The sequence below is a fragment of the Enterococcus sp. DIV1937 genome (assembly GCF_050535975.1).
In the GTDB taxonomy this organism is placed as follows: Bacteria; Bacillota; Bacilli; order Lactobacillales; family Enterococcaceae; genus Enterococcus; species Enterococcus faecalis.
Genome location: NZ_CP172909.1, coordinates 1,775,006 through 1,801,344, shown reverse-complemented (window position 1 = coordinate 1,801,344; position 26,339 = coordinate 1,775,006). Strand labels below are relative to the sequence as shown.

Genomic DNA, 26,339 nt, shown 5'->3' with positions numbered 1-26,339 from the left:
TAATAGAAAGGAAGAGGAAGATGGAAAGTACAGGGATTCAACGGTTGTTTTACCTTTCCTGGACAGTAATCAAACTAAATTTACTGTTTGTTTTATTTAGTTTAGCTGGAGGGATTATTTTTGGTGTTGGTCCAGCACTCCAAATGATGACTGATTTCATTTTGGAAGAGGGCATGAATTATCAAGCAATCACCGTTAAACGAGCATTTGAATCATGGAAAGCACATTTTAAAAGAAGTAACTGTTATTTTTTACTTTTTCTCTTCACTTTAGGATTTGTTTTTTATAATATTTATTTAGCCGTTCAATTTACCGGAATAATGTGGTTAATTATTACATTTATTTTATTTTTTGTTTCCCTAATACTCGTTATTTTTTACATTTATATGCTACTATATGAAGGAAGCTATTTTATCTCAACTATTGATTTAATGAAGCTTTCATTTATCAGTATCTTTTTAAACCTCGGTGTATTTTTTAAAGTCTTATTCGGTGTAATTAGTATCGTTGCTTTAACTTGGAAAATGAAAGGACTGCTACTATTTGCTTCGTTTGCCTTAATTATGATGTGGTGTGCCTATGTCACGCGCAAAAATCGCCAGTTTATTGATGGAAAGTTGGAACAAAATGAAGCGAATCTTCAAAAAACTGTTTAAAAAAAAATATTTATTAAATCGATTAGTACAAAAATACAGTCTACTGTTAACAAGTATTATTTTGTTAACGGTGGCTGCTTTGTGCGTTTATGTTACTTATACAATTAACTTATCAATTGATTCACAAAAAAATAACGCCGTTTCCCAAATTGACAGCTATGTAACGAATAAAAATAATGCAGCGACGAATATGATTAATGAATTAGCTGGCTCTGCAAGTAAAATTGAAAACATGCGAAAATATATGGAACTTTCTCCTCCTGAGTATTTTGACTATACTTACAGTCAATGGTCGGAAGATCGGGTCAGTACCCACTTTGGAAATAATTTAAGTACATTATTTAGCACCTTTCCTGACTTAGAAGAAGTGATTATTCGCTTAGATGAATTTGATCAGGTTTTGTTCGCCAATCGCACAGCTACAAATGGAAAAAAAATGGATATGTCATCAATTAAAAAACATGGCTTTCAACTAATGCGAATTATCTCCGATCCTTATACAGGACAACCACTGGGAGAATTGTACACTGTGTTTTCAAGTCAAGAATTGCTAGGCAACCAAGCAGACTTATTGAAAAAATCAGGTATTAATGCGTTTATCTATGATAGTGCTGGGAATCAAATTTTTTCTGAAAAAGCGCAATTTACCAAAGAAGAAGAGCGGCAACTAGATAAAAGAATGCACACCGATAGTGACATTCAACAGGTTTTTCATAATCGCTACGATATTACGGAAATAGAAAGCAGTGGCCGGAGTACCATTCTCTTATTAACAAGCCGCCGAGTCTTATTTCAACAATTGTTTATGAATTATGCGGCCATTTTAGGGATTGGGTTACTTTTGATTGTTATTTTATTAGTGGGCTTAAACCGCCTATTTAAACGCTATTCTCAACAAGTCCAATTAATTTTAGAAGCGACACGAGCCATTGGCGATGGCAATTTAAAAGAACGAATTGACACGAATCAAGTTCAGGAAGAGTTGAATGATATTGCTTCCGCGATTAATTTTATGGTAGACAGTTTAGATCAATACATTCACGATATTTATACTTTAGAAATTAAGCAACGTGATGCCCACATGAGAGCGTTACAGTCGCAAATTAATCCTCATTTTCTTTATAATACATTGGAATATATTCGCATGTATGCCTTGAGTCGGCAACAAGAAGAACTAGCTGATGTTGTCTATGCTTTTTCAACGTTACTTAGGAATAATATTAACCAAGAAAAAACCACGACCTTGGCAGAGGAAATCTCATTTTGCGAAAAGTATGTGTATTTGTATCAAATGCGTTATCCCGATCAATTTGCCTATAAGTTCGAAATAGAAGAAACAATTGCTGATGTCGAAATTCCTAAGTTTATCATTCAGCCGCTTGTCGAAAATTATTTTGTGCATGGAATTGACTATCAACGACAAGACAATGCTATTAAGGTCCACGCCTACCGAGAAGGCGAAAAAATTATTGTGGCTGTTGTAGATAATGGAAAAGGAATTACCGCCAATCGGTTAGAGGAAATTCGCGAACGTTTAAATCAAACAGAAATAGAAACGGAACAATCCATTGGATTAAGAAATGTTCATGAACGTTTACAACGCTTTTTTGGGGAGAGTTATGGTTTAACCATTGAAGGGAAAGAAGGAGAAGGGACGACAATTCGTCTTTCGTTTGTAGCATAAGGGGTGAAAAGATGTATCGAGTGATGTTTGTTGATGATGAATATATGATTTTAGAAGGCTTAAAATGGATTATTCCTTGGCAAGAGTTAGGCTTTGAAATTGTTAAAACAGCGCGTAGTGCGCAAGAAGCATTGGCTTTTTTAGAAACAGAATCCATTGATGTTTTATTAACAGATATTACGATGCCAGAAATGAGCGGGATCGAATTAATTGAGCAAGCAAAGAAAAAAGGACATCAATTTATTAGTTTAATTTTATCAGGTTATCAAGAGTTTGATTACGTCAAAAAAGGCATGGCTTTGCAGGTCCAAGATTATCTTTTGAAACCAGTCAATAAACAAGAACTATTAGCCAATATCCAGAGAATTAAAATAGAATTGGACCAACAAAAAAAATCCCATGCCCGCGTGCGTCTATATCTAGAAAATGGCTTGATGCGTTGGCTTAATGATGAAATCAGCGAAGGGGAATACGAAGAGTTAATGCAGCAATTTACGACTATAAAACCAGGTGATTTTACCGTTTTATTGGTTGAAGCTGAGATGCCATTTTTAGAAACAATCAAGGAACTATTTATGAAAAAAGGCCAACTGTTATTCATTGAAAGTTGGATGAGTACGTACCACCAATTGTTACTTATCTATAAAGGGGCCAGACAAGAAGCGTTCTTATTTATTCGTGAAATTGAAGCGATTCTAGCTGGTCAAGGTCAGATTTTTGTAGGGGAATCTGTCAATGAATGGGAAACGGTTTATGAAAGTTATGAGAAAGTAAAACAGTTGCAAGCAATTGAAACGTTTTATCAAGAATTTCTGCCAAATAATCAAAAAGAACAAATGAATCGTTCGGCAGAAGATTTTACTTTTCTAGCGTTTAACCAAGCCTTGATGATTGGGGATATGCAGACCATTCAACGGGAATTAGATGCTATTTTCAATCAGTTAAGTCAACAACACGCTACGCCAGAATATGTACGCTATGTAGTCTTCTTACTTTTTTCAGATATTTCGCGTCAGTATCCAACTGTGTTAGAAGAAAACTATGAAAAAATCGTGGAAGAAATTCGAGCCAGCAACAATCTTAATACACTGTATGCGTTAATGCAGCAAGTCTTGGCAGAAGTGAAAAATAAACCTAAAATAAAAAAATATTCAGAAAGTGTTAGCCAAGCTGTAGAAAGAATTGAACAAGGCTATTTAGAAGAATTAAACTTAAAAACGGTGGCGGATGAGCTTCATTTGAACCCTAGTTATTTAGGCCAAATTTTTAAAAAAGAAACCAAGCGGAGTTTTTCTCAATATTTGAATCAAGTGCGTACCAAGCATGCCCAGAAATTATTATTGTACACGGATGATACAATCAACGAAATTTCAGAAAAAGTAGGATTTAACAATACCAACTATTTTTCAAAAATGTTTAAAAAATTAAATGGAATTACGCCAAAAGAATTTCGAGAGCAATACCAATCAAATTACGCAGGTGTCGAAGAATAAAAAGAAAGATGTTCAATTTTTATGAACATCTTTCTTTTTATTATTTTTCCGTACTTAATGAAAACGGTCGTTCTGCTGTGGTTTGTGGATTCGGGACGATCCCTAATTGATAATCTAAAGTCCCGCCGTTTAATAGTTCTTGATGAGTAAAATAAGGCGCAGTATGTTTTTCTTGGTTTAACTGAATTTCATGAATAAATTGTTGTTGGACTTTGTTTGGTGATGTCTGAATGGTTAATTGTTTACCATTTGACAGTTTTACTTCCGCCGTCTGGACTAAAGGCATCCCGATTACATATTCACCAGTTCCTGGTGTGACGGGATAAAAGCCTAAGCTATTAAAAATATACCAAGCAGACATGCTACCATTGTCTTCATCACCTGGATAGCCAGTTGGTGAAGCATTAAATGTTTGCATTAGTTGTTTTAAAAGTGGTTGAGCCATCTCTGGTTTGCCGATGTAGCTGAATAGAAACGGATAATGGAAACTTGGTTGATTTGAGATGGCTAATTGACCAAAATCAATTGCCGCCATTTCACTCATTTCATGAATTTCAAAACCATAGCCTTCAACGTTAAAGTTAGGCGCTTGATTGCATAGCTGAATTAATTTTTTTTCGAAAGCTAACTCGCTACCATATAGCTTAATCAAACCTGCAAAATCTTGATAAACCGCAAAACTTGATTGCCAAGCACTTCCTTCGGCGTAATCTTTGCCCCAACGAATATCTAAAAAGTCAGGACGGAAATTGCCTTCAGTATCCTTGGCTTGCATAAAGCCAGTTTCAGGATTAAAAAGTTGTTGATAATTCAAGGCTTGTTGACGATAAAACGTTGCGGTCTCTGAATCATTCAGTGTTTTTGCAACTTGTGAAATGCAGAAATCGCTGTACGCATAATCTAAGGTATGATTTACAGATTCATGATAGGTTGAAGGAACATAGCCATATTTTAGATAATCCAGAGTTCCTTGACGTCCATAATTTTCTCGTTCGCTTTGTTGTGTAGCGCCTTTTTTCATCGCTTCTAGGAACTGAGGCATCAAGTCAGGACGAATCTTTTTCACGGCGGCATCAGCAATGACAGCGTCAATCAAGGTGCCGGGCATTAAACCACGCTCATCTGGAGATAACCATTTTGGCAAGAAACCTGTTTCGTTGTAACTATTTAAAAAGCCTTCTAGCATCTCTTCGTATTTTTCTTGAGCAATTAGTGAGAACAATGGGTAGACCGTTTTATAAGTATCCCAAAAGCCATTATTGGTATATAGTACACCAGGACGAACCGTTTGCGAGAACGTATCATAATGAATCGGCTGCTGATTTTCGTCCAATTCATAAAAGGTTTGCGGAAATAGGAATGTTCGATACAGTGTATGATAAAACGTTTTAGTATGTTCAGGGTTTTCATGCGTTACTTTAAGGCGATCGAAATAATTATGCCAATCTGCGATTCCTTGTTGCAGCATCTCAGTAGAACGCAAAGAGATTTCTCGCGCTAAATTTAACTGCGCTTGTTTTTCAGAAATAAATGAACTACTAAAATGAACAACTTGTTGAGCAATATTTCCAAAAGAAAGAAGGATTTTGCCATCTTCACCTGAAGAAGGGGCAAACCATTTGGTTAAAGGCTGTTCAAAATGAAGCACAAAATAAAAACTAAAATCTGGATCTTCACAACCAGAATAGTTGATGACTTTTACAGCCACTTGATGGTCATCTAATTGTTTTACTTGATAACGTCCAGGCAGAGTTAGTAGTAAGTGATTATCTTTTTGTTGATAATCAATGGTTAAGATACCACCATACATGCTTGGGATTAATTGAGAAGTTATTTGATAGCGTAATTGAGTTAAGTTAATTTCGACAGGAGAAAAAAGGCTTTCTTCTGGACGATAAGAACTTTGGGCATGGAATAAAGAAAGTTCCGACAATGAACCACTGACAGGGGTCATTAATAAATGGCTAAAATCACCCATCCAAGGACTTGGTTGATGCGTTACTCGATAGCCTTGAAATGTTCGATCTTCTGGATGAAACCACCAGCTGCCTTTTTGGTCAGTTGTTTGCGGGGCGTAAAAATTCATCCCAAATGGCACGCCAGTATAGGGTAGACAATTTCCATTTGAAAAACTATGTTGGTTGGCAGTTCCGTGTCGCGTATCAATCGCTTGAATATTCATGAAAGTAGCTCCTTTGTTTTAAATGATATATCATATAGGCTGATTATAGCACAAAAAACAAGAAATGAAAGCGTATTTATTCGCTTTTTTATTTATTTTTAACGAATTGGTATATTCAATTTGAAGAGGGAATTGACAAGCATGTTACAATGGATAAGGAATCGATATTGGAGTGATTGTTATTTATTTTTTTAGTACAAAAAGTCAGCAATTTTTTGCGTATGTTTGGGCCATTTTCCCAGTCATCGCCTTTTTTTTGGTTAGTTTTTATACATTGGATTTTTTATTTTCCCCAAGCTATTTAATTATGGTGCCTGTATTTACTATTATGTTTAAAATTAACTATAAAAAAGATTATTCGTTTGTAGCGCTGCTCAAAATGAGTATCAGGCAATTTGTGATCAGTTTTTTAGCATTTATAGCTAGTAGTTCCTTTAGCTGGTCTATTATTTTAAATAGTAGTGTGACATTTTTAATTGTTTATTTATTTTATTCATCTGCGACACCGATGCGGTACCATAGTTATTTGATGATGTTTACGTTTTGTCAGTTAATCCAGGTTAAAGGAAATACATTTTTGATGCAATCTCAAGTTGTGGCCTTTTTAATTGGTCTTTTTTTATTGGCTTTAACACTAAACGCTTGGTGGCAAACGGGATTAAGTCAGCTTACCAGCTTAAAGAGTAGAGGCCATGTTCGCTTTTTTAAAAGCATTCAATTAAATATGAAGCAACAAAAATTGACGGTTATTAATTTCTGGCACGACTTACAACAGACTTTTTTTGGGATTACAAGTTTCAAACAATTTTTAGAAAGTCCTGACGAAAGAGTGCAACGATTTCGTTTAGCTATTCGTATGAGTTTCACCATTACGCTGAGTTTTATTTTAATGTGGAGTGTAGGAGGCATTAAAATAATTTGGATTCCGATGAATGTTTTTCTACTCTTGCATCCAGTGAAAGCAGAAATGAACACGCGTATTAAGACACGTTTTTGGGGGACTCTTTTAGGATGTTTCCTTAGTCTGTTTGTTGTCAATTGGCTTCAATTGCCACTGACACACCTCATTGTTTCTAGTTTGATTGGCATTTTTGTTTATGCCCTAAAACCAGGAACCGTGTTACAAGTGACAATGGCAACGATTTTTGGGTTATGTTTGGCAACAATTAGTTTACGAGGGATGTACGCCGCAGAGTTGCGGGTCTCTTTTGTATTATTGGCAATTTTTGTTGTTTGCTTAATTGATTTAGGTTTATTTGTTTATCAGCGTATTTTACGTTTTTAAAAAGTGTGGCACAGAGGGTGATTTACCCGTTGTGCCACACTTTTTAATTTTCTAAATTCGTTAATTTTTCCAAGTAATGATTTTCTATTTGCGGAAAATCTATTTTTTCTGGTGCTGCATCAGGAGTTTCAACTACTTGCTTCAAGCGATTGAGAACAATTGACCAACCAGCGATATCTTTATGGCGAGGTGTTGTAAAATTTTCTGGGAGAGATTCTGAAAAGACTAACAGGGTCTGATGAGGTGCTTGTTCTTTTAAGTCAAAATAGATAATACCAGTATCCCAAGTCACGCCCAGATATTTTTCCTCTGCATAATCAGTGAAAGGCATTGTTTCTTCAAAATCGGGCAGAATAAACCGCCAAAACCCGTTAACACCTAATTCACCAATTTCTAATTCTGGAAACCATTGTTTTAGCTTGTCTGTCTCAGTCAGGTAGCGCCAAATCGTTTGAGGGCTGGCTGAAATTGCCCGTTCTGTACCAAAATAAATCGTCTGGTTTTCTAAGCGAAAGGTATCTTTCATTTTGTTTCTCTCCTTTATTTATTATTCATGAAGTTCTAAAGGTAGTCCATCTGGATCAAAAAAGAAGGTCATTTTTTCACCCGTAAAATCATCTACTCGTAGCGGTTCTGTTTCAATTCCTTGCTCATTTAAAAAAGCAATCACTTCTTCAATATGTTCAACTTTAAAAGCTAAATGACGTAATCCTAAAGCTTCAGGATAAGAGGGGCGAGCGGGAAATTGATCAGAAATAAAAATTTCCAATTCTTGGCTGCCTAATTTTAAATCTAATTTAATATCGTTTTTTTCGGGACGATGATTTTCGCGAAGAACTTCAAAGCCCAACTTTTCGACATAAAAATTTTTAGTTGCTTGATAATTTGAGGCATTGATTGCCACATGATGAATTTCTTTAAAAAACATTTTTCATACTCCTTTTCGTTTTTTCCCTCTGTAGTATAGCAATAAAGAAGCAGCTAAAAAAGCGTTCTGTTTGACTCTTTAAGAAAAGACAAGGGATTTGCAAAAAAATAAAATTATTTTTTTGAAAGAAAGCGCTTGCCAAAAAAAGAATAATCGAGTATGATGTATATACAACTTAATTGTATATACAAGTTTGAGAGGAGAATGTAAAATGGGTAAGTTTCAAAGCGATGCACAACAGTTGTTGAAAGCAGTAGGAGGCAAAGAAAATATTTCAGCTGTTTCTCATTGTGCAACTCGAATGCGTTTTGTATTAAAAGATCCAAAAAAAGCGGATGTACCTGTGATTGAAGATATTCCTTCTGTAAAAGGAACCTTTACAAATGCTGGACAGTTTCAAGTAATTATTGGGAATGAAGTCCCACAATTTTATAATGATTTTTCTGCAATTTCCGGTTTAGAAGGGGTTTCAAAAGAAGAAGGGAAAGCAGCTGCCAAAAGTAATTTGAGTCCTGTTCAACGAGTTGTTTCTGTTTTAGCTGAGATTTTTACACCATTGATTCCTGCACTTGTTATCGGGGGATTGATTTTAGGGTTCCGCAATATTTTGGAAGGGGTTCCATTTGGCTTTCTTGATGGTCAAACAATCGTGGAAGTTTCTCAATTTTGGAATGGAGTCAATTCATTCTTATGGTTAATCGGCGAAGCAATTTTCCACTTCTTGCCAGTTGGGATTACGTGGAGTATTACGAAGAAAATGGGAACCACACAAATCTTGGGGATTGTCCTAGGGATTACATTAGTCTCACCACAACTTCTGAATGCTTATTCAGTTGCGACGACTAAAGCAGCAGAAATTCCTTTCTGGGATTTTGGGTTTGCTCAAGTTAACATGATTGGTTATCAAGCGCAAGTTATCCCAGCTATGTTAGCCGGCTTCTTGCTTGCCTATCTTGAAATTTTCTTTAGAAAAGTGATTCCTCAAGCAATTTCAATGATTTTTGTCCCATTGTTTGCTTTAGTACCGACAGTATTGGCTGCACATGTCATTTTAGGACCAATCGGTTGGACGATTGGTAGTTGGGTTTCTGATATTGTGAATGCAGGATTAACGTCAACATTTAATTGGTTATTTGGCGCCGTCTTTGGCTTTATGTACGCACCATTAGTTATCACTGGGTTGCATCATATGAGTAATGCTATTGATTTACAGTTGATTGCTGACTTTCAGTCAACCAACTTATGGCCAATGATTGCTTTATCAAATATTGCACAAGGTTCAGCAGTTTTAGCGGTTATCTTTATGCATCGTGGAAACAAAAAAGAAGAACAAGTTTCGATTCCAGCAATGATTTCTTGTTACCTAGGTGTGACTGAACCAGCGATGTTTGGGATCAACTTAAAATATGTTTATCCATTTGTTGCGGGCATGATTGGTTCAGCAATGGCCGGAATGTTTGCCACTTTAATGGGCGTTCGTGCGACAAGTATCGGCGTCGGTGGCTTGCCAGGAATTTTATCTATTGTGCCACAATATTACTTGCCGTTTTTAGGCGCAATGGTGATTGCCATTATCGTACCAATGGGCTTAACTTATATTTTCAGAAAGAAAGGCATCTTTAATAAAGTCGATCCAGTTGATGAAGCAACAGGGATGTTATACAGCGAAGAAGGGTAATCGCTTTTTGAAGTTAAGAAGAATTCGTAGACATTTGTCTACGAATTCTTCTTCTTTTTATAGAAACTATTGGCTTTTTTCTCTCTTTCAGTTAGACTAAAAAGGTTGAGAAAAGGAGAGCGTAAAAATGGATATTTATTTAAAAAAAGCAATTTTACACATTATTGATCGAGAAACTGGGACGCCGGTTTTTTCTGAAAAGGAACTAGATTTAACGACTGAGTATATTCGAACGTATTTAACTGCAAAAATTTCAAAACTTTCGACTGCACAAACAAAGACTGGAACATTGGCGGAAAATAGTTCCTTTGTTGACACGTTACGTGGGATTCCTAGTGATTTTGTAAAGAAAAGCCAAGAAGTTACCCAACATTGGTATGATGTTTATTCAGGAAGCGAAGATGCGCCTAGTGCTGATATTTTGTTCATTTTATATGAATTAGATACGGTGTTACATGTCGCAATGATTAAATTAAACTATAAAGAAAGTTACACGCATTACGTCGACTATGAAGAAGAATCCGTTTATAACAAACTGATTATCAATCGAGCAATTTTGTCTTCAAAATCACAAAAACCAGATGAAGGAATTACAGTTGACTTAGATACATTAGCGTTTGAATTACTAGAGAAAAGATATGAATTTTCAGGAGAAAAAATCTGGTATTTCTCTGAAAAAGTGATTGAGACGCAAGCGGCACCTTCCATGGAAGAAAATATCAAAGAAATTAAAAAAGCAGTCAAACGCATTGGAAAGAAATTTAACGAAGATGAGTTTGAACTAATGGCTTCTGTAAAAGAAGCGGTATATGATAGCATTGAGGAAACGGGAACGATTGACAATGAGCAGATTGCTGAGCAAGTATTTAAAGAAAATGTATCAGCTAAATTAGCTTACCAAGAAGAAGTGAATGAGTCGAAGTTTGTCGACAAAACACCGCCAGTCAGAGAATCTCGCGAAATTTCTGAAAAGAAATTTGGCAAACAGAAGTTAAAAATGGATAACGGTATTGAATTAATTGTTCCGTTAGATGTTTACCGCAATGGCGATTTAATTGAATTTGTTAATAATCCAGATGGCACAGTGTCCATTATGCTAAAAAATATCGAAAAAATTAGTAATCAATTATAAAGAAAAAACCGTTGGTCGCTTGCCAACGGTTTTTTCTTTATTTTAATTTTTCTAAAGCTTTTTCAGGGACTTCTTTTTCTGTCACTTCATTCCAGCTGATCACGCCTTTACGGGGATTAACTTTCAATTTTAGATAGGCTTTCATACGCAAAGGTTGATCACGGGATTCGTTTAATTCCACGGTTTTTTCTTCACCGTTTTTATTAAACGCAGGTTGTTGATAGTAATAAATGGTCATTGCTTCACCAGAATTTGTTTTTTCATCTTTCTTTTCACCAGATGTTGTGATTTGTGTATAATAGGCTTCTCCACCGTAATAGTAATTATAAACGCCCCAGCTACCACCGGCTAAAATGACTATGGGAATTAATATTTTTAGTAATGTTTTCATTTTCCTCACCTCAAGGAATAGTATGCCTTTTTTTTAGGAAATTTGCCATATTTTTTTCCGTTAATTGAGTGACAATTTTGTTAGTTTCGGCACTTTCTTGAAAAATTCATCATTTTTTTAAACAAAAGACAACGTTTGTCGCTCCCTTTTTTTCACTATCATGCTACAATAAAGAAAAAAAGATGGAGGTAGAGGACAATGATGCCCTTTTATTTTGGAATCGATCCAACCTATATATTGGTAATTATCGGAATTGCGATTTCTGGTGCGGCCTCCGCATATGTTAACAGTACCTTTCGTAAATATGATCAAGTACGAAGCAGTAAACATGTTACAGGCACGCAGGCAGCACAATATATTTTACAAAAAGAACAAATTAATGATGTTGGAGTTCAGCAAATCGCTGGTGATTTAACCGACAATTATAATTCTGGAAACAAAATGTTGAGCTTATCCGAAGCCACTGCTCAATCGACATCGGTCGCGGCTATTGGCGTGGCGGCTCATGAATGCGGACATGCGGTACAAGATCATACGAACTATGTGCCTTTACGTCTTCGTGCAGCTATTGTTCCAGTTGCCAACATCGGTTCAACCATTTCCTTTCCACTAATTTTGATTGGTGTTTTATTTAGTTGGAATCAAACATTAATCAACATTGGAATTTTGGCTTTTTCATTAGCCTTGATTTTTCAATTGGTGACTTTACCGGTGGAGTTTAATGCGTCTAGACGTGCGTTAAGTATTCTTTCTGAAGGTGGGTTATTAACAGAAGAAGAAGTCCCAATGGCCAGAAAAGTTCTTTTTGCAGCTGCACTTACCTACGTAGCAGCGGCGCTTTCGACCTTTTTACAACTTTTACGTTTGGTTATTTTATTTGGTGGCAATAACCGACGAGACTAAGTGCTAGTAAAGGTCTTTCTATTACGCATAAAAGTAATAATATGTTATGATTAAAGTAGAAAATAACAGAGGAGCTGAAGGAAATGAAAGCATCAACAAAAATTGGTATCGGTTTAAGCATTGCTGCAGTTGCAAGTGTCTCTGTTGCAGTCATCGCTTCTGAAAAAATTATTAAGAAGGTATCTCATGTTTCCAATCGTTATAAAGTTAAAAAGTTTGTAGACGATAAATTTGATGGAAACCAAAAATTATTATCGATTGTCGATGATTTATCCGATGATGAATTAGATTCTGTTTTAAATGTTGTTGATCGTGTGAAAGATGGCGGTTCAAAATTAGCTGAATATGGCGAAAAAGTTAAAGACAATACAGATTCTTTAAAAGAACGCTTTTTCACATTTATTGAAGATGCAATGAAGTAAAAAAGATGGCCTAGGCCATCTTTTTTTTTATAAAAATAATTCTTTTGTTTCAACATAATAGCCTCTGCCACCAACTAGAACTTGATCAATTGTCTTTTGAGGTGTAGTGTTCAAACGCACTAAGACTTCTGAAGGAGCGTTTAAGGTATAACCTTGGGCAAAGGTGTAATTGGTTTTTTGTAAAATTTGGTGATGGTACAGATAACAAGCTAACGCACCATTTGATGTACCAGTAGCGGCTTCTTCATCGATGTCATAAAGGGGTGCAAAATTCCTACAAATGATATTTTCTTCAGACAAAGCAAAAAGATGCATCCCAATAACTCCATACTTTTGACTAAGTAACTTAATTTTTTCAAAGTTTGGTTGTAAATCCTGTAATAATTGCGCATTTTTAATGGGAACCAAAATATCTTTTAGGCCCGTTGACACAATCTGGATAGGAAAAGCAGTTGCCACTGCGTTTAAATCAAAGCAGCCGCTCAATTCTTCTAAAGTGAGCGTATCATAAAAAGTTGGGACAGTTTGTTCCATAAATAGTTGTTCACCGTTCGCCGTGATTGCGAGCAAACCGCTGTTCGTTTCGATTGTATATGCTGTTTGCAATAATTTATTTAAGTGCTTCATGATGGTGAAAGCGCCAATTGTCGCGTGGCCACATAAGTCGACTTCTTCTTTTGGTGTAAAATATTCAAGGCGGAAATCAGCAATCTTTGAGTCTGAAATAAAAGCAGTTTCTGCAAATCCTAGTTCTTTGGCGATGGCCATTTTTTGGGTTCTCGTTAAGGGCTGTGTCATAAAAACAACGCCTGCTTTGTTGCCACCTTCGTGGTTTTTACTAAATGCACTAGCGACATATGCGGTAATTTTCATTGGAACGCCTACTTTCTAATTGGGAATAAAAAACATACGAGTAAAAAATGGACGTACTACTTTCTTAATAACAAATAACAAAAGATTAAATCATCCATTTTTTTTAAAGATAAGCCAGTTTGTTCAAAAAACTTTTCCAACCGATAGTGTAAAGTATTTCGATGCATAAATAAATCTTTTGCAGTGGAGCTGATATTGCCTTGATTTTTCCATAAAGCGCTGATGATTGGCTGAATATCGGTGTCTTTATTTAATAAACGACGATAATACTCAACAAGTACATTTTGGCTCATGGCTTCCTTGGTAAAATAGTGGAGGGCAACATCAGTTAAACTAAAAACAGTCGTCCGACTAGAGGAATTAAGTTCTTCTGAAAAAATACGTTGTTCTTCATGGAAACAACGCCGGAGAATGTCTTCAGAGGAATAAAAATTGCCAACAAATACAGCACTAGTGCAATCAAAGTCTGTATCTAATGTTAAAAAGATCCCTTGAATTTCTTCTTGTTGAAAGGTATTTTTTGACTGTTCTTCAACTAAAATATACATATTATTACTTGGACTGAAACAATCAACTGTATCTGGAAACATCTTTGTTAAATTAAATTGCCATTCAGCTTGTAATTCTTTTGTGACATTCGTTTGAATTTGCAACATACGAAAGGTCCCTTCGGCAGGTAATTTTGCCTGTTGAAATAAGTAACTGAACCAAGGATGGTTACCAGTAATTGTTGGGTTTTCAGAAATCGGGAAAAGCGCTTCCAACAAATGCTGTTCTTTAATACTTAAGAAAGCTTTATTCACAATGAAAAATTGGTCGTCAACAGGAATTGAATAGGTGGCTTCGGAACCAATTGTTTTTGATAAATAGCCTTTGGGATAAAGCTGAGATAAATTTTCAATAATCATAGACACACCTCACTGATTTATTGTACCATGAAGCAAGACAGAAGTTTAGTGGGAAAAAGCCGAAAGGTGGAAATTAATTGGGAAAAAAAGAAACAACGTTAACACAAGAAGAAAAAGAATTTTTTATGCGAGAAGCCATTGCAGAAGCGAAAAAAGCAGAAGGTTTGGCTGAGGTGCCTATTGGAGCTGTAATTGTTCGGCAAGGGGAAATTATTGGCCGCGGGCATAATCTGAGAGAAGCACGGCAAGAAGCAACGGCGCATGCAGAAATGTATGCAATCCAAGAAGCGTGTCGCGGGATAGAAAATTGGCGTCTAGAAGAAACCCAATTATTTGTAACTTTAGAGCCTTGTCCAATGTGTAGTGGGGCGATGCTTTTAGCACGAATTCCAGAAGTTTATTATGGCGCAACCGATCCTAAAGCAGGCACTGCTGGCACATTGATGAATTTATTAGAAGATGAACGCTTCAATCATGTGGCCTATGTCGAAGCAGGCGTTTTAGAAGAAGAGTGTCGCTTATTGCTAGTTCAGTTCTTTAAAAAGTTACGGGCAAAGAAAAAAGAAGAGAAACTTTTAAAAAATCAAAAGAAAGACTAGTCAAAAGAATAAAAATACGTTATACTAGGTTTTGCCGAAAGGCTAGGACAATGGCGGGCTAGTGAATTGTGTCAGATCCGGAAGGAAGCAGCACTAAGCAAGTGCCGCCATGTGTCTGATTGAATAAGGAACGTATCAAGGCTGAGAAGCCTTTTTTATTTTATCTAAAATTAAAAAGACAGGAAAGTTGGTCGCTTCCCTGTCTTTTTTTGTGGATTCAAGATAACACAGCAGCTGCTAAGGCTTGTTGAATAGCAACAATATCTTTATCTTTTCTAAATTGAAGACTTACTGAAGGTAACTCAGCACTTGAAATCCATATCTTTAGTTCTGCATCTAGGTCGAAATGTCCACTAGTTTCAACAGAAAAGCGTGAAATAGATTTGTAGGGAATCGATTTATAATCAACTTTTTTACCTGTAATTCCTTGTTTATCGACTAAAATTAAGCGTTTATCTGTAAAGACAATTAAATCTCTTACTAAAGTGAAGGCCATATCTACTTTTTCGTTAGGGGTTAAAACATCCCGTAATTCTTTTTCAGCTGTTTCATTGTTATTTTGTGTTGCATTCCCTAATAATCCATCAAATAATCCCATGTTAATTCTCCAATTCTACTTTTTTGAAAAAATTCTTTTATTTAAAAGTAAACTTATATCGTGTAAAAGAATCCGCTTTCAATTTAATTATAACGTTAAAGGTCCTTCGAATGCAATTGATTTTTTAGCATAAGAAAGTGAGGCCTAAATCGCTGCAACTTAGGCCTCACTTTCTAAATTTTAAAAGAACCTACTGAATAAAAGCAGTTTCTTCTTATTTCTTGGAGCTAAAAACTTTGGTTTCAACATTTGGTAGACTATGCCCAATCGCCATTTCTAAAAACTGGAACAATCGTCCCGTCTTCCTTAATGCCGTCAATATTCATTTTGTCAGATCCTACCATAAAGTCCACATGTGTTTGGCTACGATTTAAACCAGCTTCAGCTAATTCTTCTTCGCTCATCTCCGTGCCGCCTTGTAAGTTGAAGGCATAGGCTGAACCAAAGGCTAAATGATTAGAGGCATTTTCATCAAACAATGTATTATAAAAAATCAAACCGGATTGTGAAATTGGTGAAGGGTCTGGTACTAAAGCAACTTCTCCTAAGTGTTTGGCACCTTCATCAATAGCTAAGAGATTTTTCAATGCTTCTTCGCCTTGTTCAGCTGAGAAGTCAACAACTTTTCCATCTTTAAATGTAAATTTCATTCCCGAAATGATTGTGCCAGCATAACTTAGTGGTTTTGTACTAGAAACATAACCATCAACGCGGCGACTATCTGGGGCGGTGAAAACTTCTTCTGTTGGCATATTAGCCATGAATTCTTCCCCACGAGCGTTATAACTACCAGCGCCTTCCCATAAATGGTTTTTAGGCAAACCAATCGTTAAATCTGTCCCAGGAGCTGTGTAGTGTAAAGCAGTAAATTGTTGTTCGTTTAATTCAGCCGCTTTTTCTTGTAATTTTTTATCATGGATATTCCAAGCAATGACTGGGTTTTCTTCATAAATTCGTGTTGTTTTGAAAATTTCATTCCAAAGTGCATCAACTTGTTCTTCACTTGTTGCTAATTCTGGAAAGACTTTAGCTGCCCAGCCTTCACTAGCAGCAGCTACAACAGTCCAACTTACTTTGTTGGCTTGCGTTGCTTTTCGTAGGTTGACCAATGCTTTCCCATTAGCCGCTTGGAAAGCTGCTACACGTTGTGCATCCACGCCAGCTAATGCATCAGGATTAGAAGAAACCACGCTAATTCGGCTTGCGCCTTTGGCAATCCAATCATCGGTTTGATCAATTTTATATTGAGGAACATTTTCAATACGATCAGTTGCAGCATGAGCTAAAAATTCACGTTGAATGGTTTCGTCGCTCCATTGAACAATTACTTCGGCCGCACCTAAGCGATAAGCTTCTTCCGTAATTAAGCGGGCAAGGGGCGCTTGATCAACACTGATTTGTAAAACAACCGTATGATTGTCCTGAACATTGACACCCGTTTCAGCAATTAAACGTGCATATTTCTTTAGATTTTCATTAAAATTCTCTAAGGTCATTCGTGATTCCTCCTTCATTTTCATGGGTAATGACTGCTCATATCATAACACGGAAGAGCAGGGAACTCAACGAAATAAAGCCTTTATCAACTGTTATTTTAAGTTGGGGTAAAAGTTGTCGTGCTCCCGCTCAGTGAACTTTTGTACAAAGAGTTGTTCTAATTTTGCATAATAGAAAAATCGTGTTACAATAACCATAAGCATTTATTTGGAAGCGTTGTATATGAATGAATAAAGGGGATAGGGAATTATGGCAAGAAAAAAAACCATTACGAAAGAGCAGATTTTAACAGCTGCCTATGAAGTAGTCGCCACTGAAGGATTTTCGAAGTTCACTGCACGTAATATTGCTAATAAAATGAAATGTTCCACCCAACCGATTTATTTGGAATTTAAAAACATGGATGATTTACGCGATGCTTTATTCCAAAAAATTCATAAATACTTAGCGAAAGAAGTCTTTCCAGTAAAACATACTGGGAATACAATTGTTGATTTGGCTTTAAACTATATTCATTTTGCGACAAGTGAAAGTAAGTTATACCGTGCGCTTTATTTAGAAGAATATGGTGGCGGCAAAAAAATGCAAGAATTCTCTTATCACTATTTTACTGAAGCGGTAAAAGCTGATCCTGAGTATGCTAATTTAAACGATGTTCAAATTGACTCTTTACACATGGGAACATGGGTGGTCGCTACTGGTGTGGCTGCATTGATGACTTCTGGAATTATCCATCCTTCAGAAGAACAAATCATTCATTTAATGAAAGATAGTATTGAAGCAATTCTTGAACGAGATGAACCAATTGATATTGACCTATAAAAATTAAAAAAAGTGTAACCTCATGCTGATAACTTCTGTGAGGTTACAGCAAAAGACTGTTTCTTAAAAGAACGGTCTTTTTTTGTTAAGTGTATTAATGGTAGATTATTCGCAACCATGCTACAGTAAAGAAGAGAAATAGAAAGGGGCAAAAAACATGAACCGAGTGAAAGATAAGCGTTTATGGCTAAGTATTGTAGGAATTACCGGACTAGGGCTCTTGTCGGGCTTATTTTCAGTAAATGCGAGAGAATATTATCAAGCGTTGAGATTACCAAGTTTTGCTCCGCCAGGCTGGTTATTTGGACCAGTGTGGTTGGTGTTGTATATTTTTATGGGCATTACTTTTTATTTCATCTTAGTTCATCCAAATAAACAACAGAAAAAACGGATGATTACGCTATTTATTTTACAATTTATTGCGAACTTTTTCTGGACATTTTTCTTTTTTTCTTTACAAAATAATTTATTATCTGTGATTGATATCTCATTGTTATGGCTATTATTAATAGTTCAACAGTGGGACTACTTGCGTTATAAATTAATAACGCGTGGCTGGTTGATGATTCCTTATATTCTTTGGGTTACTTTTGCGGCAGCATTAAATTACAGTATTTTATTTTTAAATTAGGAATATCAAAACACCAGAGAAAAATGGGAACTAGCCATTTTTTTCTGGTGTTTTTTTTATTTATTTCAACGTAGTTATTCTGCGGCAGTTGCTAATTTTTTCGCAAATTCTTCTAAACGTTGGATGTCGTCTTCTTCAGCGGCTAAATCAACTTTAACGCTGTCGGCGCCTTTTTTTGCCCCAATTTGAGTAAAGACTGCTTCGAAGTCGTCCACCGATTTACAAAAATCATCATAAAACGTGTCTCCTGAACCACAAACGCCGAAGATTTTTCCTGATAAATCAATCTCTTGTAAGTCTTCATAAAAGTCGACAATTTCATCAGGTAAATCGCCATCGCCATACGTATATGTAGCTACTACACAGATATCGGCCTCTTCAAAATCAGCGGCATCGACTTGCGTACACTCATCAATTTCGACCTCTAATTCTAAATCTTCAAATGCTTCTGCAACAATGTCGGCAATTTCTTCTGTATTCCCAGTCATGCTTGCATACACAATTTTAGCTAACGTCATAAACTTTCTTCCCCCTCATACAATTCTGTCACTTATTATAGCAGATGCGCATTTCTTATAAAAGACTAGCGAGTGCTTTTATTAAGGGACTTTTTGAAAATTGGTGTTTGAACAATCTTTTTTGCAAAAAATGTGATAAAATAATTTGAATGAAACAAGTTTAGGAGAGATAGTATGATTACATTAAAATCACCACGAGAAATTGAAATGATGGATGAATCAGGGGAATTATTAGCGGATGTTCACCGTCATTTACGGACGTTTATTAAACCTGGCATTACAAGCTGGGATATTGAAGTATTTGTGAGAGACTTTATTGAAAGTCATGGTGGCGTGGCGGCTCAAATTGGCTATGAAGGTTACAAATATGCTACCTGTTGTAGTATCAACGACGAAATTTGCCACGGATTTCCTCGTAAAAAAGTATTAAAAGATGGCGACCTAATCAAAGTAGATATGTGTGTCGACTTAAAGGGCGCAATCTCTGATTCATGCTGGTCTTATGTCGTGGGTGAATCAACACCTGAAATTGATCGCTTGATGGAAGTAACCAAAAAAGCGCTATATCTTGGGATTGAACAAGCACAAGTAGGAAATAGAATTGGCGACATTGGTCATGCAATTCAAACGTATGTAGAAGGAGAAGGCTACGGGGTAGTTCGCGACTTTGTAGGTCATGGCATTGGCCCGACTATCCATGAAAGTCCAATGATCCCTCACTATGGTGAAGCAGGTAAAGGACTACGTTTAAAAGAGGGAATGGTTATTACCATTGAGCCGATGGTTAACACAGGAACTTGGCGCATGAAAATGGACCCAAATGGTTGGACTGCTTATACTGAAGATGGCGGTCTAAGTTGTCAATATGAACATTCATTAGCGATTACGAAAGAAGGTCCAAGAATCTTAACGTCACAAGGCGAAGAATTGACTTATTAATAAGGAGAGTGTGTGATGAAGTTTCTCGACAACATCAAAAAGAATCAATCTTTGATGCGTTTTATTGAGACAACGCAAAGTCACATGGTCACAGCCGAAATAGGCAACAGCTCAGTGGTTGTTGCCTATTATTTATTACTCTCGCTGTTTCCATTACTGATTGCGGTAGGTAATGTCTTACCTTATTTAAGAATCGACCCTAATTCTGTGTTGCCTTATATTGCAGAGGCGATTCCGAAAGATGTTTATAAGAACTTAGAACCAGCGATTCGTTCACTACTGACTCAACGTTCAGGCGGGTTGCTTTCTGTTTCCGCTTTAGCAGCATTTTGGAGTGCCAGTCAAAGTATTAATGCACTACAAAACGCGATGAATAAAGCTTTTGGTGTCGAACAAAGGAAAAATTTTATTCTCGTAAGAGTGGTCTCATTTTTAGTTATTTTGTTATTTATGGTAGCGATTGTTGGTGTAGTAGTAATTTTAGGTCTGGGTCAGTACATTATTGAATTACTGCAACCAATTTTCCATTACTCAACGTCTGTGATCGATACTTTCCAAGCGTTAAAATGGCCGTTAACGACCGTTGTTTTATTAGTGATTATGTGTTTGATTTATGCGGTCGTTCCTAATCGGAAATTATCGTTACGTTCTATTTTGCCAGGGGCTATTTTTTCGACAGTCGGTTGGATGCTATTATCACAAATTTTTGGTTTGTACGTAAAATATTTTAGTTCTAGAATCGCAAGTTATCAAATCATTGGGAGTTTTATCATCTTGATGTTATGGTTGAATTTTGCTGCCACGATTATTATTTTAGGAGCAATTGTCAACGCTGTCGTCGATGAATACTTATCTGGAGATAAAGAAAAAAAACAACCAAGTTTTGAACAACGCTTGTTTAGATGGTTTAAAAAGAAAAAATAAATGGATTTCTTTAAAAAAGTCTAAACCGTTGCCAGAACACATGTTTCAGCTTGTAAATGCTTCAGTTTACGGTATAATATACCCTGAACGAGAAGAAAGTGGGTTCGACTATGTCACTATTTATTTATGAAGTTTTGATACGTTTATTTATGACATTTATCTTATCTTTGCTATTAACACCACTTGTTAAGCTTCTAGCGTTTCGGATTGGCGCCTATGATGCACCAGGAGAGCGACGAATCAATACCAAAAATATGCCTACAGCAGGAGGACTTGCAATCTACATTGCTTTTGCTAGTTCATGTTTATTGATTTTTCGTTCGATTATCCCACAAGATTATATTTGGCCGATTATTTTGGCTGGTGGAATGGTTGTTTTGACAGGCCTCATTGATGATATTAAAGAAATTACTCCAATGAAAAAAACAATCGGTATTTTGTTAGCAGCATTAGTTATTTATTTTGTTGCTGGAATTCGGATAGATTTTGTGACGTTGCCAGTTGTTGGAATGATTGATTTGCGCTGGTTTAGTTTACCACTAACTTTATTGTGGATTTTAGCGATTACGAATGCAGTAAATTTAATTGATGGTTTGGATGGTTTAGCATCAGGCGTATCCATTATTGGATTAACCACGATTGGTATTACAGGGTATTTTTTCCTACATGCTAAAACGGTCTATATCCCAATTGTTATTTTTATTTTAGTTGCGAGCATTGCGGGATTTTTCCCATACAATTTTTATCCGGCTAAAATATTTCTAGGAGATACCGGGGCGTTATTCCTCGGGTTTATGATTGCAGTAATGTCGTTACAGGGCTTAAAAAATGCTACGTTTATCACGGTAATTACGCCAATGGTGATTTTAGGTGTGCCAATTACGGATACGGTTTATGCAATTATTCGACGGCTATTGAACAAGAAGCCCATTTCCTCAGCAGATAAAATGCATTTGCATCACCGCTTGTTATCTTTAGGTTTTACCCATAAAGGGGCGGTCATGACTATTTATGCATTAGCGTTAGTTTTTTCCTTTGTCTCTTTATTGTTCAGCTATTCAAGTACAGTAGCATCAATTTTATTAATTGTCTTTTGTTTAATTGGCTTAGAACTATTCATTGAACTAATCGGTCTAGTTGGCGAAGGACATCAACCGTTGATGTATTTGTTACGGATTTTAGGGAATCGTGAATATCGTCAGGAGCAAATGAAAAAGCGACTTGGCAAGCATTCTAAGAGAAAGTAAAGAAATCTTTAGGTTGCTTTGCGAGAGCGTAAACCTATGATATAATTCCATTAAACTTAAAAAAGTATATGTGTGAAACATATGCTTTTTTTTTAAGACGATGTTTCAGTAGTAAGGAGAAATGAGCATGCAAGAAATGGTAACAATCTCGATTGTCACTTATAATAGTCGTTACATTTTTAATGTACTAGACCAATTAAAAGCCGAACTAGGTACTGATAGTATCTATGATATTCATATCTATGACAATCATTCTGAAACAGCGTATCTTGAAAAATTAACAACATATGAACCATTTATTACTATCCATCGCGCTGAAGAAAATCAAGGGTTTGGTCATGGTCATAATCAAGTGTTATTCAATGCTTCGACAAAGTATGCAATTATTTTTAATCCCGATGTGTTGGTTACTAAAGACGTGCTTGATCGTCTATTAGACCGTATCAAAATAGATAAGAACATTGCAGTCGTTAGCCCTAAAGTGCTAAATGAAGATGGCACGACGCAATATTTAGTTCGTCAAAAATTAGATGTTTTCGATTATATGTTACGTTTTATTCCCTTTCAATTTGTAAAGAAAATTTTTGATAAACGTTTGAGTATTTATGAATGTCGCGATTTGTCGGATACAGAAACAACGGATATTAAAATGGGCTCAGGCTGTTTTATGTTGATTGATCGTGAAAAATTCGTTGAAATTGGTGGGTTCGATGAACGTTTTTTCATGTACTTTGAAGACAACGATTTATGTTTACGCTTTGGCAAAGCAGGCTATCGGATTCTCTATACGCCTTTTGAAACGGTTGTTCACATGTATGAAAAGGGCGCCCATAAAAGTCGTAAATTGTTTAAAATCTTTATGCAATCAATGGGGAAATTTTTTAACAAATGGGGCTGGAGGTTCTTTTAATGAGTCAAAGATTAGCGGTAGTCATCGTCTTATATCAAATGAAAATGGCTGATACGCCGAATTATTTGTTATTAAAAGAAGTGGTAGATCACCCCGAATTGCACTTATTTATTTATGACAACAGCCCACTTCCTCAAGAAGATGCATTATTTTTACAACAAAATGTTACTTATCGACATAATCCTGATAATCCAGGACTAGCGACCGCTTATAATGAAGCGATTGCTTTTAGTCAAGCGAATCAATGTGAATTATTGTTGCTCCTTGACCAAGACACAGAAGTGCCAGCCTCTTATTTTGATACGTTGATCATCATGCCGTTAGATCCGACTGTGGCAGTCTATGTTCCAATTGTAGAAGCAAATGGACAACAAATTTCGCCAGTATATAGTGATCAATATGTTGGACTTAAAGGAGCAAAGCCAACAGCAGGGATAGCCAACCAACCGTTGATGGCTATCAATTCTGGTACAGTCATTACGGCAGAAACACTGCGCTGGTTGGAAGGATTTTCGGAAGAATTTCCTTTGGACTATTTAGATCATTGGTTCTTTTATCAATTGAATCAAGCCAATAAAAAGATTGAAGTCTTACCAATCCACCTAAAACAAGAATTGTCTGTTTTAGATTATCGTACAATGAGTCCTCAACGTTATCGCTCTATTATTGAAGCAGAAACGTTATTTTATCGTCGATATGATCAAGAAAAGTTTTCCCATCATCGACGCCATTTATTTTTACGCAGTAGTAAGCAATTTTTAACTGTCAAAAATCGCCAAATTTGGCGGCAAACATTGGCAGAATTTCTCAAGTTAATGAAAGGATAATCTATGATCTCAGTTTGTATTGCGACATATAATGGAGAAAAATATCTCGCGGAACAATTAGATAGTATTCTTTTACAAGTCAGTGAAGAAGATGAACTAATTATTTCAGATGATGGTTCTACTGATCATACGTTGGAAATTTTGAGAACGTATGCAGCGAATTATCCCCAAATTCAATTGTTACAAGGTCCAGGGCAAGGAGTGATTGCTAATTTTGCATTTGCGCTTACGCATACGAAAGGCGAAGTGATATTTTTAGCAGATCAAGATGACGTTTGGTTGCCAAATAAAGTAACGACAGTGACAGAATATTTTGAAACGCACCCTGACATCCAAGTGGTTATTAGTGACTTGAAAATTGTTGATGCGGATTTACAAGTTACCAATCCCTCTTATTTTAAGTTTCGAAAAGTCAAACCAGGGTTTTGGCGAAATGCGATAAAAAGTGGCTATATTGGGGCAGGTATGGCCTTTCGTCAAGAGATGAAAAACGTCATTTTACCCATTCCGCCAGAAGTTCCTATGCATGATATGTGGATTGGCTTATTAGCTGCACGGAAAAAGCAAACGGGTCTCATTAAAGAACCATTAGTGCTTTACCGAAGACATGGAGCGAATGTCAGCCCTATTATTACCAAAACAAGTTTCCAACAAAAATTAAATTGGCGTGTGAATTTATTAAAAGCTTTACATCAGCGTTTAAAGGAACAACGCTAAACTTTTACAGATTTGTAAAATTTACGTAAAAAACATGACAAACCCTATGCTTAATGCGATAATAGGGAAGGATATTTGGTTTTATAGAAACTAAAAATAGAAGTATTTAAGGAGATTGTTCATGAAAGGAATTATTTTAGCAGGCGGAAGCGGGACACGCTTATATCCGTTAACAAAAGCAACATCAAAACAATTAATGCCAATTTACGACAAACCAATGATTTATTACCCAATGTCAACGTTAATGTTGGCGGGAATTAATGAAATTTTGATTATCTCTACACCAGAAGATACACCACGTTTTGAAAGCTTATTCGGCGATGGCCATGATTTAGGCATTCATATCGAATACGCGGTACAAGAAAGCCCAGATGGTTTGGCGCAAGCATTTATTATTGGTGAAGAATTTATTGGTGATGACAGTGTCTGCTTAGTTTTAGGGGACAATATTTATTATGGTGGCGGCTTATCAAAAATGTTGCAACGAGCGGCTTCTAAAGAGTCAGGGGCAACAGTCTTTGGTTACCATGTAAATGATCCAGAGCGTTTCGGCGTGGTAGAATTTGATGAAGAGATGCGGGCGCTTTCTATTGAAGAAAAACCAGCACAACCGAAGTCAAATTACGCAGTGACAGGTTTGTATTTTTACGACAATGAAGTGGTTGAAATTGCAAAAGGAATCAAACCGTCAGAACGTGGGGAATTAGAAATAACAGACGTTAATAAAGTCTACCTTGAAAAAAATAAACTTTCTGTTGAGGTAATGGGCCGTGGCTTTGCTTGGTTAGATACAGGCACACACGAATCCTTATTAGAAGCGTCAACATTTATTGAAACAATTGAAAAACGTCAAAATTTAAAAGTCGCTTGTTTGGAAGAAATTGCTTATCGAATGGGCTATATTACAAAAGAACAATTGGTAGAATTGGCACAACCATTGAAGAAAAATGGCTACGGCCAATACTTGCTACGTTTAGCAGCAGAATAGGAGCGAAGAAACGTGAAAGTTATTGATACAAAATTACAAGATGTCAAAATTATCGAAATGGATGTTTTCGGTGATCATCGTGGCTTTTTTACAGAAAGTTATTCCAAAGCTAAATTTGCAGAACATGGATTAGACTTTGATTTTGTCCAAGATAATCATTCATTATCAACAGAAGCAGGTGTCTTGCGTGGATTGCATTTTCAAAAAGGCGAAGCTGCGCAAACAAAACTAATTCGCGTTGTAACAGGTGCGGTATTAGATGTGATTGTTGATATTCGTAAAGGGAGTCCAACCTATGGTCAATGGGAAGGCTATATTTTATCAGAACATAATCACCGTCAGCTTTTAGTACCAAAAGGTTTTGCTCATGGTTTTGTCACTTTGACACCGAACGTGAACTTTATGTACAAATGTGACAATTACTACAATGCGGCAGCAGACGGCGGTATTGCTTTTAACGATCCAGCGTTAGCTATTGATTGGCCAATTGCGCCAGAAAAAGCGATTACGTCAGAAAAGGATCAAAAACATCCAACCTTAAAAGAATTTGAAGCGGAAAATCCGTTTATCTATGGCGAAATTTAAGA

Annotated in this window: 28 protein-coding genes and 1 other RNA gene; 20 read left to right on the top strand and 9 right to left on the bottom strand. The window is 36.2% G+C overall.

What is annotated here, in order from left to right; genetic code table 11:
- Window positions 1-20 precede the first annotated feature (20 nt).
- From IGL13_RS08685 to IGL13_RS08675, 3 genes are read left to right on the top strand one after another with little or no spacing between them, the layout of a single operon-like run.
- Window positions 21-656, top strand: coding sequence for a YesL family protein (locus IGL13_RS08685; protein ID WP_002362905.1), 636 nt, complete (start codon window positions 21-23; stop codon window positions 654-656).
- Window positions 610-2,340 (top strand): sensor histidine kinase, encoded by a 1,731-nt coding sequence (locus IGL13_RS08680; protein ID WP_002356857.1) that lies wholly within the window; start codon window positions 610-612, stop codon window positions 2,338-2,340. Before IGL13_RS08685 ends, IGL13_RS08680 begins: the two co-directional genes overlap by 47 nt.
- Window positions 2,341-2,351: 11 nt before the next feature.
- On the top strand, window positions 2,352-3,833 hold the full coding sequence (locus IGL13_RS08675; protein ID WP_002378518.1) for a response regulator transcription factor: 1,482 nt from the start codon (window positions 2,352-2,354) through the stop codon (window positions 3,831-3,833).
- Between the two features lie 40 nt (window positions 3,834-3,873).
- Here the strand turns inward: IGL13_RS08675 and IGL13_RS08670 are convergent, their stop codons facing one another.
- On the bottom strand, window positions 3,874-6,015 hold the full coding sequence (locus IGL13_RS08670; RefSeq protein ID WP_002378517.1) for a GH92 family glycosyl hydrolase: 2,142 nt from the start codon (window positions 6,013-6,015) through the stop codon (window positions 3,874-3,876).
- Between the two features lie 172 nt (window positions 6,016-6,187).
- On the opposite strand from IGL13_RS08670, the gene IGL13_RS08665 reads away from it, so the two are divergent.
- Complete coding sequence (locus tag IGL13_RS08665) at window positions 6,188-7,300, top strand: FUSC family protein (RefSeq protein WP_002364392.1); 1,113 nt, start codon at window positions 6,188-6,190, stop codon at window positions 7,298-7,300.
- A gap of 43 nt (window positions 7,301-7,343) precedes the next feature.
- Here the strand turns inward: IGL13_RS08665 and IGL13_RS08660 are convergent, their stop codons facing one another.
- The gene (locus IGL13_RS08660) at window positions 7,344-7,826 is read right to left on the bottom strand and encodes an SRPBCC family protein (protein ID WP_002356863.1); all 483 of its coding nucleotides are present in this window, start codon (window positions 7,824-7,826) and stop codon (window positions 7,344-7,346) included.
- Between the two features lie 21 nt (window positions 7,827-7,847).
- Window positions 7,848-8,228: an SMU1112c/YaeR family gloxylase I-like metalloprotein gene (gene gloA2 / locus IGL13_RS08655; RefSeq protein WP_002356864.1), complete on the bottom strand. Its 381-nt coding sequence runs from the start codon at window positions 8,226-8,228 to the stop codon at window positions 7,848-7,850.
- 211 nt (window positions 8,229-8,439) lie between these two features.
- Between gloA2 and treP the strand changes: the two genes are divergently transcribed.
- Together treP and IGL13_RS08645 are read left to right on the top strand one after the other, a co-directional pair.
- Window positions 8,440-9,906 (top strand): PTS system trehalose-specific EIIBC component, encoded by a 1,467-nt coding sequence (gene treP / locus IGL13_RS08650; protein WP_002383776.1) that lies wholly within the window; start codon window positions 8,440-8,442, stop codon window positions 9,904-9,906.
- A gap of 127 nt (window positions 9,907-10,033) precedes the next feature.
- Complete coding sequence (locus IGL13_RS08645) at window positions 10,034-11,038, top strand: nucleoid-associated protein (RefSeq protein ID WP_002356866.1); 1,005 nt, start codon at window positions 10,034-10,036, stop codon at window positions 11,036-11,038.
- A 37-nt stretch (window positions 11,039-11,075) separates the two neighbouring features.
- Here the strand turns inward: IGL13_RS08645 and IGL13_RS08640 are convergent, their stop codons facing one another.
- Window positions 11,076-11,429 (bottom strand): YxeA family protein, encoded by a 354-nt coding sequence (locus IGL13_RS08640; protein WP_002387247.1) that lies wholly within the window; start codon window positions 11,427-11,429, stop codon window positions 11,076-11,078.
- Between the two features lie 198 nt (window positions 11,430-11,627).
- Between IGL13_RS08640 and IGL13_RS08635 the strand changes: the two genes are divergently transcribed.
- Together IGL13_RS08635 and IGL13_RS08630 are read left to right on the top strand one after the other, a co-directional pair.
- The gene (locus tag IGL13_RS08635) at window positions 11,628-12,332 is read left to right on the top strand and encodes a zinc metallopeptidase (protein ID WP_002384290.1); all 705 of its coding nucleotides are present in this window, start codon (window positions 11,628-11,630) and stop codon (window positions 12,330-12,332) included.
- 83 nt (window positions 12,333-12,415) lie between these two features.
- Window positions 12,416-12,754 (top strand): hypothetical protein, encoded by a 339-nt coding sequence (locus IGL13_RS08630; protein WP_002356871.1) that lies wholly within the window; start codon window positions 12,416-12,418, stop codon window positions 12,752-12,754.
- Between the two features lie 27 nt (window positions 12,755-12,781).
- Here the strand turns inward: IGL13_RS08630 and IGL13_RS08625 are convergent, their stop codons facing one another.
- Window positions 12,782-13,627: a PhzF family phenazine biosynthesis protein gene (locus IGL13_RS08625; RefSeq protein ID WP_002370385.1), complete on the bottom strand. Its 846-nt coding sequence runs from the start codon at window positions 13,625-13,627 to the stop codon at window positions 12,782-12,784.
- A gap of 56 nt (window positions 13,628-13,683) precedes the next feature.
- The gene (locus IGL13_RS08620; RefSeq protein ID WP_002383772.1) at window positions 13,684-14,535 is read right to left on the bottom strand and encodes a PucR family transcriptional regulator; all 852 of its coding nucleotides are present in this window, start codon (window positions 14,533-14,535) and stop codon (window positions 13,684-13,686) included.
- Between the two features lie 77 nt (window positions 14,536-14,612).
- Here IGL13_RS08620 and tadA point away from each other — a divergent pair, with 77 nt between their 5' ends.
- Both tadA and ffs read left to right on the top strand, forming a co-directional pair.
- Entirely contained in the window at window positions 14,613-15,134 is a 522-nt protein-coding gene (gene tadA / locus IGL13_RS08615) for a tRNA adenosine(34) deaminase TadA (RefSeq protein WP_002362126.1), read from the top strand.
- Between the two features lie 39 nt (window positions 15,135-15,173).
- Window positions 15,174-15,260, top strand: an RNA gene (ffs, locus tag IGL13_RS08610) — signal recognition particle sRNA small type.
- A gap of 91 nt (window positions 15,261-15,351) precedes the next feature.
- On the opposite strand, the gene IGL13_RS08605 is transcribed toward ffs, so the two are convergent.
- A complete protein-coding gene (locus tag IGL13_RS08605) occupies window positions 15,352-15,732 on the bottom strand; it encodes a PH domain-containing protein (protein WP_194180179.1) in 381 nt (126 codons plus the stop codon).
- Between the two features lie 257 nt (window positions 15,733-15,989).
- Complete coding sequence (locus IGL13_RS08600; RefSeq protein WP_002356882.1) at window positions 15,990-17,228, bottom strand: aminopeptidase; 1,239 nt, start codon at window positions 17,226-17,228, stop codon at window positions 15,990-15,992.
- 250 nt (window positions 17,229-17,478) lie between these two features.
- Between IGL13_RS08600 and IGL13_RS08595 the strand changes: the two genes are divergently transcribed.
- Both IGL13_RS08595 and IGL13_RS08590 read left to right on the top strand, forming a co-directional pair.
- On the top strand, window positions 17,479-18,051 hold the full coding sequence (locus IGL13_RS08595; RefSeq protein WP_002356883.1) for a TetR/AcrR family transcriptional regulator: 573 nt from the start codon (window positions 17,479-17,481) through the stop codon (window positions 18,049-18,051).
- Window positions 18,052-18,208: 157 nt separating this feature from the next.
- Window positions 18,209-18,682: a TspO/MBR family protein gene (locus tag IGL13_RS08590; RefSeq protein WP_002356884.1), complete on the top strand. Its 474-nt coding sequence runs from the start codon at window positions 18,209-18,211 to the stop codon at window positions 18,680-18,682.
- Between the two features lie 74 nt (window positions 18,683-18,756).
- Here IGL13_RS08590 and IGL13_RS08585 read toward each other — a convergent pair whose 3' ends face one another.
- Window positions 18,757-19,200, bottom strand: coding sequence for a flavodoxin (locus IGL13_RS08585; protein ID WP_002356885.1), 444 nt, complete (start codon window positions 19,198-19,200; stop codon window positions 18,757-18,759).
- 174 nt (window positions 19,201-19,374) lie between these two features.
- Between IGL13_RS08585 and map the strand changes: the two genes are divergently transcribed.
- From map to rfbC, 8 genes are all read left to right on the top strand, one after another.
- Window positions 19,375-20,139, top strand: coding sequence for a type I methionyl aminopeptidase (gene map / locus IGL13_RS08580; RefSeq protein ID WP_002356886.1), 765 nt, complete (start codon window positions 19,375-19,377; stop codon window positions 20,137-20,139).
- 15 nt (window positions 20,140-20,154) lie between these two features.
- Window positions 20,155-21,063 (top strand): YihY/virulence factor BrkB family protein, encoded by a 909-nt coding sequence (locus IGL13_RS08575; protein ID WP_002383768.1) that lies wholly within the window; start codon window positions 20,155-20,157, stop codon window positions 21,061-21,063.
- A 110-nt stretch (window positions 21,064-21,173) separates the two neighbouring features.
- Window positions 21,174-22,310 carry an MraY family glycosyltransferase gene (locus IGL13_RS08570; RefSeq protein ID WP_002366956.1) on the top strand — a complete coding sequence of 379 codons (1,137 nt, stop codon included), beginning with the start codon at window positions 21,174-21,176 and terminating at the stop codon, window positions 22,308-22,310.
- Window positions 22,311-22,431: 121 nt separating this feature from the next.
- Window positions 22,432-23,220 (top strand): glycosyltransferase family 2 protein, encoded by a 789-nt coding sequence (locus IGL13_RS08565; protein WP_002359892.1) that lies wholly within the window; start codon window positions 22,432-22,434, stop codon window positions 23,218-23,220.
- A complete protein-coding gene (locus IGL13_RS08560; protein ID WP_002369091.1) occupies window positions 23,220-24,047 on the top strand; it encodes a glycosyltransferase in 828 nt (275 codons plus the stop codon). Before IGL13_RS08565 ends, IGL13_RS08560 begins: the two co-directional genes overlap by 1 nt.
- 3 nt (window positions 24,048-24,050) lie before the next feature.
- Window positions 24,051-24,764: a glycosyltransferase family 2 protein gene (locus IGL13_RS08555; RefSeq protein WP_002362119.1), complete on the top strand. Its 714-nt coding sequence runs from the start codon at window positions 24,051-24,053 to the stop codon at window positions 24,762-24,764.
- Window positions 24,765-24,885: 121 nt separating this feature from the next.
- Window positions 24,886-25,752, top strand: a complete 867-nt coding sequence (gene rfbA / locus IGL13_RS08550) for a glucose-1-phosphate thymidylyltransferase RfbA (protein WP_002364387.1) — start codon at window positions 24,886-24,888, stop codon at window positions 25,750-25,752.
- Window positions 25,753-25,764: 12 nt separating this feature from the next.
- Window positions 25,765-26,337, top strand: coding sequence for a dTDP-4-dehydrorhamnose 3,5-epimerase (rfbC, locus tag IGL13_RS08545; protein ID WP_002356893.1), 573 nt, complete (start codon window positions 25,765-25,767; stop codon window positions 26,335-26,337).
- Window positions 26,338-26,339 lie beyond the last annotated feature (2 nt).